General features: G+C 70.1%; 10 protein-coding genes. 4 read left to right on the forward strand and 6 right to left on the reverse strand.

The genetic code is table 11. From position 1 onward, the window contains the following. The 3 genes from AB0A95_RS26295 to AB0A95_RS26305 are packed head-to-tail and all read right to left on the reverse strand — an operon-like array spanning position 1 to position 2,724. Positions 1–912 (reverse strand): ABC transporter ATP-binding protein, encoded by a 912-nt coding sequence (locus tag AB0A95_RS26295; RefSeq protein WP_357558421.1) that lies wholly within the window; start codon positions 910–912, stop codon positions 1–3. Beyond that, the gene (locus AB0A95_RS26300; protein WP_357558422.1) at positions 912–1,817 is read right to left on the reverse strand and encodes an ABC transporter permease; all 906 of its coding nucleotides are present in this window, start codon (positions 1,815–1,817) and stop codon (positions 912–914) included. Before AB0A95_RS26300 ends, AB0A95_RS26295 begins: the two co-directional genes overlap by 1 nt. After that, on the reverse strand, positions 1,810–2,724 hold the full coding sequence (locus AB0A95_RS26305) for an ABC transporter ATP-binding protein (RefSeq protein ID WP_357558423.1): 915 nt from the start codon (positions 2,722–2,724) through the stop codon (positions 1,810–1,812). Before AB0A95_RS26305 ends, AB0A95_RS26300 begins: the two co-directional genes overlap by 8 nt. A 381-nt stretch (positions 2,725–3,105) precedes the next feature. On the opposite strand from AB0A95_RS26305, the gene cysC reads away from it, so the two are divergent. From cysC to galT, 3 genes are all read left to right on the forward strand, one after another. Further along, positions 3,106–4,635, forward strand: coding sequence for an adenylyl-sulfate kinase (gene cysC / locus AB0A95_RS26310; protein ID WP_357558424.1), 1,530 nt, complete (start codon positions 3,106–3,108; stop codon positions 4,633–4,635). A 112-nt stretch (positions 4,636–4,747) separates the two neighbouring features. After that, complete coding sequence (locus AB0A95_RS26315) at positions 4,748–5,572, forward strand: DeoR/GlpR family DNA-binding transcription regulator (RefSeq protein WP_357558425.1); 825 nt, start codon at positions 4,748–4,750, stop codon at positions 5,570–5,572. Beyond that, on the forward strand, positions 5,569–6,645 hold the full coding sequence (gene galT, locus AB0A95_RS26320) for a galactose-1-phosphate uridylyltransferase (protein WP_357558426.1): 1,077 nt from the start codon (positions 5,569–5,571) through the stop codon (positions 6,643–6,645). Before AB0A95_RS26315 ends, galT begins: the two co-directional genes overlap by 4 nt. 297 nt (positions 6,646–6,942) lie before the next feature. Here galT and AB0A95_RS26325 read toward each other — a convergent pair whose 3' ends face one another. The 3 genes from AB0A95_RS26325 to AB0A95_RS26335 form a co-directional block, all read right to left on the reverse strand. After that, positions 6,943–8,160, reverse strand: a complete 1,218-nt coding sequence (locus AB0A95_RS26325; RefSeq protein ID WP_130404503.1) for an NADP-dependent isocitrate dehydrogenase — start codon at positions 8,158–8,160, stop codon at positions 6,943–6,945. A 224-nt stretch (positions 8,161–8,384) separates the two neighbouring features. Then, positions 8,385–9,335 carry a malate dehydrogenase gene (locus AB0A95_RS26330; protein WP_357558427.1) on the reverse strand — a complete coding sequence of 317 codons (951 nt, stop codon included), beginning with the start codon at positions 9,333–9,335 and terminating at the stop codon, positions 8,385–8,387. Between the two features lie 137 nt (positions 9,336–9,472). Then, positions 9,473–10,333 carry a bifunctional methylenetetrahydrofolate dehydrogenase/methenyltetrahydrofolate cyclohydrolase gene (locus tag AB0A95_RS26335; protein WP_088950132.1) on the reverse strand — a complete coding sequence of 287 codons (861 nt, stop codon included), beginning with the start codon at positions 10,331–10,333 and terminating at the stop codon, positions 9,473–9,475. A 448-nt stretch (positions 10,334–10,781) separates the two neighbouring features. Here AB0A95_RS26335 and AB0A95_RS26340 point away from each other — a divergent pair, with 448 nt between their 5' ends. Further along, entirely contained in the window at positions 10,782–12,383 is a 1,602-nt protein-coding gene (locus AB0A95_RS26340; protein WP_357558428.1) for an ABC transporter substrate-binding protein, read from the forward strand. Positions 12,384–12,446: the final 63 nt, after the last annotated feature.

Consider the following 12,446-nt stretch of genomic DNA (forward strand, 5'->3'; position numbering starts at 1 on the left):
TCAGGCCTCCACCAGGTAGGAGAAGACGCTCTCCAGAGACTCGTCGGACGGCACCAGCTGGCGCACCCGGATGCCTTGCTTGAGCGCGAGCCGGGGCAGTGCCCGCGTGAAGGCGCCGTAGTCACCGGCCCGCACGGTCAGGCCCGTGGGGTCCAACTCGACGCCACTGACCGACGGCTCGGCGATCAGCGCGACCGCCAGTGCCCGGTCGTTCGTCGACCGCACCGCGAACACGTGCGGGCGGTTGGTCATCAACCGGCGGATGGTCCGGAAGTCGCCGGAGGCCGCCAACCTCCCGGCCACCATCACCTGCACCGTCCCGGAGACCTGCTCGACCTCCTCCAGGATGTGCGAGCTGAACAGGATCGTCCGGCCGGCGTCGCCCAGCGTGTGCAGCAGCTGCATCATGTGCAGCCGCTGGCGCGGGTCCATCCCGTTGAACGGCTCGTCGAGCAACAGCACCTGCGGGTCGTGCACCATCGCGGCGGCCACCCGGGCCCGCTGCCGCATGCCCTTGGAGTACGTGCCGATCCGGCGGTCCTGCGCCGACTCCAGCTCCACCAGGTCGATCGCCCGCCGGGCCGCCGCCGCCGGGTCGGGCAGCCGGTGCAGCTTCGCGCTGGCCAACACGAACTCGTACGCGGTGAGGAAGCTCTGCACCGCCTCCCGTTCACTGACCAGCCCCAGCCGCCGGTAGACGTCGGGATTTCGCCAGGTCGGTTGGTCGTCGAGGGTGACGGTGCCGCGCGACGGGGACAGGAAACCGGCCATCATGTGCAGCAGGGTGGTCTTGCCGGCGCCGTTCGGGCCGAGCAGGCCCGTCACGCCCGGCCCCAGGGCCATGCTGATGTCGTTGACCGCAACCACGTTGCCGTACCACCGGGACACCCCGGTCAGGCTCAGCGTGCTCATCAGGAGGCGACCTTCCGGTAGCGGACCAGCAGGAGGGTGGTCGCGCCGGCGACCAACAGCACCGCGGCCAGGGCGTAGACCGGGCCGAACCCGCCGATCATCATCTCGCCCGGATCGCCCTCGACAAGCAGGTCACCCAGCGACCAGATGCCCACCCCCTGCACCAGCGTGGAGGGCGAGGCGAGCCCGGCCAGCTCGTTGGCGGCGCGCGACGGCAGGATGCTCAGCACCCCGACGATCGGAGTGGTCATCAGGAAGACCGCCACCACCCCACCGGCGGCGAAGGCACGCTTGCCGGTCAGCGAGGCGACAAGCAACCCGACCGACGCGAAGACCACAGCCCACAGCCCGGCGTAGAGCAGCCCGGGCAGCAGGTCGAGCAGCTCGTTCCACACCCCGCGCATGCCCTGCTTGGTGGTGAACGCGGCACCCAGGAACATCAGCAACTGTGGCCCACCGAGCAGCAGCCAGAGCGCCGTGACAAGCGCCAACAGCTTGGCCAGTGCGTAGTCGGCGCGTGGCAGCGGCCGGGAGAAATACAGCGGCAGCACACCGCTGCGCAGATCGCGGGAGACCAACTCCGGAGCGACGACCGCGACGAAGAAGATGACGAGCCAGCTCATCGCGTCGGCGAACTGGGCGTACGTGGCGACCGGCTCGCCGATCTGGCTGCGTACGGCGGCCAGGGCCACCGCGACCAGGGAGACGATGCCGACCACCAGCCACGGGAAGATCTTGGCCTTGGCGCTGCGCCCGAACCCGAACGCGGTGCGCAGCCCGTGCCCGTAGAGGGCGCCGAAGACCTGGCGGCGGCCCAGCCTCGGGCCCTCGTAGCGCTGGTAGCCGATGTCGTGGATGACGCCTGTCGGCGTCTGGCGCACGGCGGCTGCGGTCGGCTCAGGCATGGGAGAGCTCCCTCGTCGCGAAGAGTTCGGCCACCCGGTGCCGGCGCTGGTCCAGTCGGTGCAGTGGCAGGTCCAGTTCGGCGACCGCGCCGAGGATCAGGTCGTAGGTGGCGTCGTCGGCGAGTGGCACGAGGAGCAGTCGCCCGTCCCGCGCCACCGGCAGCTTGAGCTCGGTGAGTCGGGCGGCGAGCTCCTCGGTGCCCTCGCTGACCTCCACGGCGAGCACGTCGGTGGCCGACGTCATCGCGGAGATGTGGTCGGCGCGCAGCAGTTTGCCGCCGTCGATGGCGATCAGCGTGTCGCAGATCCGCTCCACCTCGCCGAGCAGGTGCGAGCAGACCAGCACGGAGATGCCGAACTCGGTGCCGATCCGGTGCACCAGCGCCAGCATGGCGTCCCGGCCGGCCGGGTCCAGGCCGTTGGTCGGCTCGTCGAGCAGCAGCAGGTCGGGGTCGTGCACCAGCGCCTGGGCCAGCTTGACACGCTGCTTCATGCCTGTGGAGTAGCCGCCCACCGGGCGGTAACGCTCCTCGTAGAGCCCGACGTGCCGCAGGGCCTCCGAGGCCCGTTCGCGGGCGGCGGTGCGGGGTAGGCCGCTCATCCGGCCGAGGTGGGTGACCAGCTCGGCGGCGGACAGGTCGGGTGGGAGACAGTCGTGCTCGGGCATGTAGCCGACGCGGGCACGGACCGCCGCCGGGTCGGCGGACGGGTCGATGCCGAGCACCGAGACCTGACCGCTGGTCGGGGGGATCAGGCCGAGCAGGATCTTGATCAACGTGGATTTTCCGGCGCCGTTCGCGCCCACCAGGCCGATGATCCCGGGCTCGACGGCGACGGTGAGGTCGGCGAGCGCGGTGACCCGACCTCCGTACGTCTTGGTGAGCGACTGGGTCGCGATCAGTGTCACGCTGCCAGCGTAGGGAGTCGACACCCGTCGCGGACAGCGGCTCGCCCCCCGTGCTCCCCTGATCCTTGCCCCGACGGACCCCTAGGGTCTGTGGGACGGCGTCTCCGTGGCGCGACCCCGCCTGCGGAAACGGCCCTTGGAGATGACACCATTCATCTCCCGGCCGGCTGGTCCTCGCGCCCACGTCACCTGGGCGTCGCGCTCCGGTGCACCGAGGAGGTCCGCCGCGCCGACGACAGTTGGTCCCGGCGGCGAGCCGGTGTGGTCGACGACGGGCCGGCGATCCGAGGATCGCCGCCCGCGGGAGTCGTGGAGTGGCGGCCTCGACCGATCGACGGTCGGCTGCGAAACTGTGTGCCGGTCAGCGAGTGGGGGGCGTGGATGAGCAACGGCTGGGTGCTGCCCGACGAGGTGCTGCGGGACGCGCCGGCGTACACGCCGCGCCCCGGTGAGCTGGCTGATCTGGAGCTGCTGCTGACCGGCGCGTACGCCCCACTGAGCGGTTTCATGACCCGCGCCGACCTGGTGTCGGTCAGCCGGCGGGGTCAACTGGCCGACGGCACCCCGTGGCAGGTGGCGGTGACCCTCCAGGTGCCGGCCGCGCTGGCCCAGAGCTTCGATCCGCGCGACCCGGCCCGCCGGGCGCTGGTGCTGACCGACGGCGAGGGCGCACCGGCGGCGGCCCTGGACGTGGCGGACGTCTGGCCGGTGCGCGATGGCGTGGCCGGGGTGGGCGGCCAGGTCCGGCGACTCGGCGACGGTGGGCACGGCCCGTTCCAGCGTCTGCGCCGCAGCCCGGAGGAGGTCCGCGCGCTGCTCCCACCGGGCCGGGTGCTCGGAGTCATCGCCGACCGACCGCTGCACCGTCCACAGCTCGCGCAGATCGCCCACGCCGCCCGCACCCTGGCCGCGCACCTGCTCGTGATGATCCCGGTCGGTGAGGGTGGCGTCGGTGGGCTTCCGCCGGAGGCACTGGTGCGGACCATCTTCGCCGCCCGGGACCGGATGCCGCCGGCCACCGTGATCGCGGTGCCGCTGTCGCACCGACGGGAGGAGATCAGCGACGCGCTGCTGCGCGCCCGGGTCTCCGCCGCGTACGGGGTCACCCACCTGCTCTCCACCGGCGAGATGCTCTCCGGCGCCGGGCTGCGGGTGCTGGTGCCGCGCGAACTCGCGTACGACAACCGGGACGGGCAGTGGCGCTGGCGGGAGGACATCCCACCGCGCAACCGTCGGCTCGCGCTGACCCAGCAGGAGATCGACGACCTGCTCGACCGGGGTTTTCCCCTGCCCGAGTGGCACACCCCGCCGGCCGTGGCGAGGGAGCTGGCCCGGGCCCGGCCACCGCGTCGGCACCGTGGGCTGGTGGTCTTCCTGACCGGCCTCTCCGGCTCCGGCAAGTCGACAGTCGCCCGCGGGCTGGCCGACGCGTTGCGGGAGAGCGGCGACCGCACTGTGACCCTGCTCGACGGGGACGTGGTGCGCCGGGAGCTCACCGCGGGGCTGGGCTTCAGCAAGGCCGACCGGGACACCAACGTCCGGCGGATCGGGTGGGTGGCCGCCGAGATCGCCAGGCATCGGGGGGTGGGCATCTGCTGCCCGATCGCCCCGTACGCGGCGGCCCGCGCCACCGCCCGCGAGATGGCCCTGGCGGCCGGGGCGGGTTTCGTGCTGGTGCATGTCGCCACCCCGCTGGAGGTGTGTGAGCGCCGGGACCGCAAGGGTCTGTACGCGCGGGCGCGAGCCGGCCTGCTCACCGGGATGACCGGCATCGACGACCCGTACGAGGAGCCGACCGACGCCGACCTGGTGCTGGACACCACGGATCTCAGCGTCGCGGACGCGGTGCAGGCCGTGCTGCATCACCTGACCGAGACCGGTTGGGTGGAGTTGAAGATCGCTGCCAGCTGAGTCGTTTCCGTAGCCCCCGTTCGGGCTCCGCTCACCACGCGCTAGTGTTCGTCTTTGTTGGAACACGTTTGACCGCGTGAGAGTCGGGGGACCCCCGGGGGAGGCACGGCGAATGCTCGCTCAGCAGCGGCAGGCGGCCATCCTGGAGCGGGTCCGGTCCACCGGCGGTGTCCGGGTCACCGAGTTGGCCGGCGAGTTCGGTGTCTCCGACATGACCATCCGCCGTGACCTGGAGTCGTTGCACGAGCGTGGCCTGCTGGCCAAGGTGCACGGCGGCGCCACGGCGGCCGAGCCGAGTTCGACTGACGAGCCGGGCTTTCACGCCAAGTCGGTCCGCCAACTGGCGGAGAAGGCCGCCATCGCGGACCGGGCCGCCCACCTGGTCCGGCCGGGCGCGGCGGTCGCGCTCTCCGCCGGCACCACCACCGCCGAGTTGGCCCGCAGGCTTGTGGACGTGCCCGGCCTGACCGTGGTGACCAACTCGCTGCCGGTGGCCGAGATCCTGCACGCCGCGGGTCGACCGGACCAGACGGTGGTGCTCACCGGGGGTGTACGCACGCCGTCGGACGCGCTTGTCGGCCCGCTCGCGGTCGGGGCCGTCCGGTCGCTGCACCTGGATCTGCTCTTCCTGGGTGTCCACGGCATCACCGAACGGACCGGGTTCACCACCCCGAACCTGATGGAGGCCGAGACCGACCGGGCGCTCGTGGCCGCGGCGGACCGGTTGGTGGTGCTCGCCGACCACACCAAGTGGGGCACTGTGGGCATCTCCTCGATCGTCGAGCTGGCAGCAGCACACGTACTGGTCAGCGACGACCGGTTGCCTCCACCCGCACGACGGGTACTCGGCGAACACGTGGGCGAATTGATCATGGTTGAAGCGACAGGGGCGGGCCGCGCGACGCGCACGCCGACGAGTGAGGGGGCGGCGCAGTGAAACGCACCGCGATCGACCTGGCCGACGGCCGGGAGCTGATCTACTTCGACGAGCGCGACGACGCCGTCCGCGACCAGCCGGACCGGCGCGACCTGCCGCCGCCGCCCCCCGCGTCCCAACTGCGCTACGACCCGCTCACCGACGAGTGGGTGGCGGTGGCCGTGCACCGGCAGACCCGCACCTTCCTGCCGCCGGCGAACGAGTGCCCCCTCGACCCGTCGGTGGGCGACCGGCTGACCGAGGTCCCCGCGCCCGACTACGACGTGGTGGTCTTCGAGAACCGGTTCCCGTCGCTCAGCGGGCGGGTGGCGGACGAGCCCGGCGAGATCACCCCGTTCACCCCTGTTCGACCTGGCGTCGGCCGTTGCGAGGTGGTCTGCTTCACCTCGGAGCACAACGCCTCCTTCGCCAGCCTGCCGCCGCGTCGGGTCCGCACCGTCCTGGACGCGCTCGCCGACCGCACCGAGGTGCTCGGAGAGTTGCCCGGCGTGGAGCAGATCTTCTGCTTCGAGAACCGGGGCGTCGAGATCGGCGTCACGCTGCACCACCCGCACGGGCAGATCTACGCGTACCCCTTCGTGACGCCGCGCACCCGCGCGCTGCTGGCCGCGGCACGCCGGCACGCGGAACGGACCGGCGGGGGCAACCTGTACGCGGACGTGCTGGCCGCCGAGCGCGCCACCGGCGACCGGGTGGTCACCGAGAACGAGCACTGGACGGCGTTCGTCCCGGCGGCCGCCCGCTGGCCGTTCGAGGTGCACGTCGCGCCACACCGGGTGGTACCGGACATCCCGGCGCTCAGCGACAGCGAGCGGGACGCCTTCGGGCCGCTCTACCTGGATCTGCTGCGTCGCTTCGACGGCCTGTTCGACATGCCGATGCCGTACATCTCGGCCTGGCACCAGGCGCCGGTGCGCGTCGACCGCGAGTTGGGTTACCTGCACCTACAGCTGTTCAGCATCCGACGGGCCCCGGACAAGCTGAAGTACCTGGCGGGCTCCGAGTCGGGGATGGGTGTCTTCATCAACGACATCGCGCCCGAGCGCGCCGCCGACCTGCTGCGCGCCGTCTGAGCGGTTTGCCGCGCGCCGTCGCCTTCGTGGGAACAGGGCGCGGGGGGCCCGGGACAGGGCCCCCCGCAGGGAAGGGACGGCTGGCTGTGCACGGCACAGCCGGGAAGGCTGGCTGATCGGCGCACGGGTGCCGCGGGTCGACAGTGGTCAACCTTCCTCGGACGCGACTGGCATCTCGTCCATCCTGGTCAACGAGGCGCGCCGACAGCAGTGACGCCGACCGGCGCGTCAGCCCCGGACACGCCGAAGCCCGCCGGCTGAGACGCCGGCGGGCTCCGATGACGCGGTACACCTGGATCAGGCGGCGATCTTGCGGGCCAGGTTCTCGTCGAGCGCGTTCATGAACTCGTCGGTGGTCAGCCACGGGGCGTCACGCGAGATGAGCAGCGCGAGGTCCTTGGTCATCTGGCCGCCCTCGACGGTGTCGACGATGACCTGCTCCAGGGTGTTGGCGAACTCGGTGACCGCCGGGGTGCCGTCCAGCTTGCCCCGGTGGGCCAGGCCCCGGGTCCAGGCGTAGATCGACGCGATCGGGTTCGTCGAGGTCTTCTCGCCCTTCTGGTACTGCCGGTAGTGCCGGGTGACAGTGCCGTGCGCGGCCTCGGCCTCGACGGTCCGGCCGTCCGGCGAGAGCAGCACCGAGGTCATCAGACCCAGCGAGCCGAAGCCCTGCGCGACGGTGTCGGACTGCACGTCACCGTCGTAGTTCTTGCAGGCCCAGACGTAGCCACCCTCCCACTTGAGCGCGGCGGCGACCATGTCGTCGATGAGCCGGTGCTCGTAGGTGATGCCGGCGGCGGCGAACTCGTCCTTGAACTCGGCCTCGAACACCTCGGCGAAGATGTCCTTGAACCGGCCGTCGTACGCCTTGAGGATGGTGTTCTTGGTGGACAGGTAGACCGGGTAGTTGCGGTCCAGCCCGTACCGGAACGACGCCCGGGCGAAGTCCCGGATCGACTCGTCGTAGTTGTACATGCCCATGGCGATGCCGCCGCCGGGGAAGTTGGCGACCTCCATCTCCATCGGCGCGCCGCCGTCGGCAGGGGTGTAGGTGATGGTCACCGTGCCCGGGCCGGGGACGACGAAGTCGGTGGCCTTGTACTGGTCACCGTGGGCGTGCCGGCCGATGATGATCGGCTTGGTCCAGCCGGGGACCAGCCGCGGCACGTTGGACATGATGATCGGCTCGCGGAAGACGACGCCGCCGAGGATGTTGCGGATGGTGCCGTTGGGCGACCGCCACATCTTCTTCAGGCCGAACTCCTCCACCCGGGCCTCGTCCGGGGTGATGGTCGCGCACTTGACGCCGACGCCGTGCTCCTTGATGGCGTTGGCGGCGTCGATGGTGACCTGGTCGTCGGTCTCGTCGCGGTGCTGGATCGACAGGTCGTAGTAGTGCAGGTCGACGTCGAGGTAGGGCAGGATCAGCTGCTCCCGGATCTGCTTCCAGATGATCCGGGTCATCTCGTCGCCGTCGAGCTCCACGACCGGGTTGTTTACCTTGATCTTCGCCATCGGCCGGCGCTCCTCTCGAGGGACACGTGCTCAAGCAGTACGAGCGTACTGCAATTGGGTCGGCAGCCCCCACCCACCCCCAGTTGATCATGGAGTTATCGCCGCGACACGCCGCGCGGGGTGGCAATAACTCCATGATCAACGCGGGTCTGGGGTGGGGGGTGGACGGCGAAGGGCGCGCCGGTTTGTCGGCACGCCCTTTCGCAAGCGGTGGTTCGGGGGCACTACATGCTGGAGATGTCGCCCTGCTTGGCGCGGACGGCCTCGGCGGCCTCCAGGAGGCTGGCGCGCTCGTCGGCGTCCAGGTCGGTCTCGACGACCCGCTTGACGCCCTCGGCGCCGATCTCCGCCTCGACACCGAGGTAGACACCGGAGATGCCGTACTCGCCGTCGACCCACGCGCAGACCGGCATGACCTCGCCGGAGTCCTCGGCGACGGCCTTCGCCATCCGGGCCGCGGCGGCGGACGGGGCGTAGTACGCCGAACCGGTCTTGAGCAGCGCGACCACCTCGGCGCCACCGTTGCGGGTCTTGACGACCAGTTCCTCGATCTGCTCGGCCGGCATCGCTTCGCGCAGCGGCTTGCCGTTGACGGTGCTCTTCGAGGGCACCGGGACCATCGTGTCGCCGTGCGAGCCCAGGGTCAGGGTGCGTACCGACGCGACAGGCACGTTCAGTGCCTCGGCGACGAAGTTGCTGAACCGGGCGGTGTCCAGCATGCCGGCCTGGCCGAGGACCCGGTTCTTCGGGAACTGGGTGGCGAGCTGCGCCAGGGCGGTCATCTCGTCCAGCGGGTTGGAGACCACGATGACGACGGCGCTCGGCGCGTACTTGGCGACGTTCTCGGCGACCTGCCGGACGATCTTGGCGTTGGTCTCCAGCAGGTCCATCCGGCTCATGCCGGGCTTGCGCGGCAGACCAGCGGTGATCACGACGACGTCGGAGCCCTCGATGGCCTCGTAGCCCTCACCGTTGGCACCGGTGGTCACACCGACCACCTTGGTCTCGAAGCCCTCGATGGCCCGGGACTGGTTGAGGTCGAGTGCGAGACCCGCGGGCTTGCCCTCCACGATGTCGGTGATCACTACGGTGTCGAAGACGTCGTACTCGGCCAGGCGCTGTGCGGTGGTGGAGCCGTAGAAGCCAGCCCCGACGACAGTGACCTTCTTACCCATGGTCGTCCCACTCCCTGATACCAGTCGGTTTTCCGGACCGTATCAGTCATCCTGGCACCCATCCGGCCAGGGGCGGCGGCCATCGCCGGGATGGGGCGAACGTCACCGTCGTTCCGGTTCGATGCCCGACGGGCGGGTCAGCCGCGCTCGGCGCGCTCCACGACGTTGGTGAGCAGCATGGCCCGGGTCATCGGGCCCACGCCGCCCGGCATGGGGACCAACGCGCCGGCCGTCTCGGCCACCTCCGGGTCCACGTCACCGGTGTAGCGGCCCTTGCCGTCCGCGCCGATCACGCGCGTGATGCCGACGTCGACCACCACCGCGCCGGGGTTGATCATGTCGGCGGTGAGCAGGCCCGGTACGCCGGCCGCGACGATGACGATGTCGGCGGCCCGGGTGTGCGAGGCGAGGTCGAGGGTGCCGGTGTGGCAGAGGGTGACAGTGGCGTTCTCGCTGCGGCGGGTGAGCAGCAGGCCGAGGGGCCGGCCGACGGTGTTGCCGCGACCCACCACGGCCACCGTGGCGCCGCGCAGGGCCACGTCGTGCCGGCGGAGCAGCTCGACGATGCCGCGCGGGGTGCAGGGCAGCGGGCCGTCGTAGCCGAGCACGAGCCGGCCCAGGTTGACCGGGTGCAGACCGTCGGCGTCCTTGTCCGGGTCGATCAACTCCAGCACCCGCTGGGTGTCGAGGTGCGCCGGCAGCGGCAGTTGGACGATGTAGCCGTGGCACGCCGGGTCGGCGTTCAGCTCGGCCAGCACGTCGTCGACCTGCTGCTGGGTGGCGTCGGCCGGCAACTCGCGGCGGATCGAGGCGATGCCGACCTCGGCGCAGTCGCGGTGCTTGCCGTTGACGTACGCCTGGCTGCCCGGGTCCGCCCCGACCAGGACCGTGCCGAGCCCGGGGGTGATGCCGCGTTCCGCGAGTGCCTTGACCCGTATCCGCAGCTCGTCCTTGATCTCCGCCGCGGTTGCCTTGCCGTCCAGAAGCGTCGCCGTCACGACCAGATCGTCTCACGGCCATCGCCCGCCGTTTCGAGGACCTCGCTCGCGGCGGCCTGCCACCGGCTGGCCGGTGGCAACCACCTGTGACTTTCTGTCACGTGGCGCTAGTCACTCTGCGTCATCTTTTGTGGATTCGGTCACCGCCGAACCAGACACGGCGGAGGAGCGCGGTTGACACAGGACGACCGCCCAAGAGAGCGCCAGCAGCGCCCAGGACGGCAGTGCATGCGCCGAGACCGCTGGAATATATGCAGGTTATGAGCATTCTGGTGGAATTCCGCTAGCAGATCCGCCGACCCTCGGCAAGCCCGGAGGTGCCGGACCGTTACCCACCCGCAACCGCGTCGTTGCCGAAGACCCGTCGCCGGCCTACCGTTGCCGCTTGTTGCGCAGCGTAACCCAGCGTCGGGCCTGACTGCGCAGCGTGAGGAGATGAGGAGGCACAATGCGAGTTCGTAGACTCGCCGCCTGGACCGCCCTCCCGCTCGCGGTGACGCTGGGCCTCGCGGCCTGCGGCAGCGGCGGAGACGGTGGATCCGGCGGCAGCGGCAGTTCGGCGGTCAGCATTCAGATCGCCGAGCCCAAGCACCTGGTTCCCACGAACACCACCGAGACGTCCGGGTCGCAGGTGCTCGCCGGCCTGTTCAGCCCGCTCGTGGACTACGACGCCCAGAACAAGCCGTACGAGGTCGCCGCGCAGTCGATCACCTCGTCCGACAACAAGGTCTGGACGATCAAGCTCAAGGACGGCTTCACCTTCCACAACGGTGAGAAGGTCACGTCCGAGGACTACATCAACGCCTGGAACTACGGCGCGTACGCCCCCAACGGCCAGGACGCCAACGCCTTCTTCGACAAGATCGCTGGCTACGCGGACCTCCAGGGCAAGGCGCCGAAGGCCAAGGAGATGTCCGGGCTGAAGAAGGTCGACGACGCCACGTTCACCGTGACGCTGTCCGACCCGTACATCGACTTCAAGACCACGCTCGGCTACAACGCGTTCTTCCCACTGCCGAAGGCCGCGTTCTCGGCCCCGGGTGTGCTCAAGGACGGCTACGAGCAGGCGCCGATCGGGCAGGGCCCCTTCAAGATGAAGGGCACCTGGCAGCACGACAGCAAGATCGACGTCGAGCGTTACGACGCGTACCCGGGCGAGAAGCCCAAGGTCAAGGACGTTGAGTTCCGGATCTACCAGCAGCTCACCGCGGCCTACGCGGACGTCCAGGCGGACAACCTGGACGTGCTGCCGACGATCCCGACCGAGAGCCTGAGCACCGCGCCGAGCGACCTGGGCGACAGGTACCAGACCAGCCCGATGTCGTCGTTCCAGTTCCTCGCGTTCCCGACGTTCGACAAGGACTACAGCAACCCGGACGTGCGCAAGGCCATCTCGATGGCGATCGACCGTGACGAGATCACCAAGTCGGTCTTCAAGGGCTCGCAGACGTCGGCACGCTCCTTCGTCTCGCCGGTCCTGCCGGGCTACCGGGACAACACCACCGGCAAGGCGGGCGAGTTCAACCCGACCGAGGCCAAGAAGCTCTACCAGGCCGCCGGCGGCCCGTCGAAGATCGTCATCTCCTACAACGGCGACGGCGGGCACAAGGACTGGGTCGACGCCACTGTCAACCAGCTCAAGGCCAACCTGGGTGTGGACGCCGTCGGCGCGGCCGAGCCGAAGTTCGCCGACCTGCTCACCAAGATCGAGAAGAAGCAGCCGGTGGGCGCGTTCCGGATGGGTTGGGTCATGGACTACCCGACCATGGAGGACTACCTCGGCCCGCTGTACAGCACCAACGGCTCGTCGAACTACTACGGCTACAGCAACAAGGAGTTCGACAAGCTGGTCAAGGAGGGTGCCGCCGCCAAGACGCAGGACGAGGCGATCGCCAAGTACCAGCAGGCGGAGGACCTCCTGGCCAAGGACATGCCGGTGATCCCGCTCCGCTTCGGCGAGAACGTGTTCGGCCACTCGTCCAAGGTCAAGAACGTGCAGATGGACCTGTTCCAGCGGGTCAACCTCATCAAGATCGAAGCGGCCAGCTGAGCTGACCATGGTGCGGGCCACCCGGGCGACGACGCGCGGGTGGCCCGACCGCACCACCGGGCC

Source organism: Micromonospora sp. NPDC049230, assembly GCF_040647875.1.
GTDB lineage: Bacteria > Actinomycetota > Actinomycetes > Mycobacteriales > Micromonosporaceae > Micromonospora.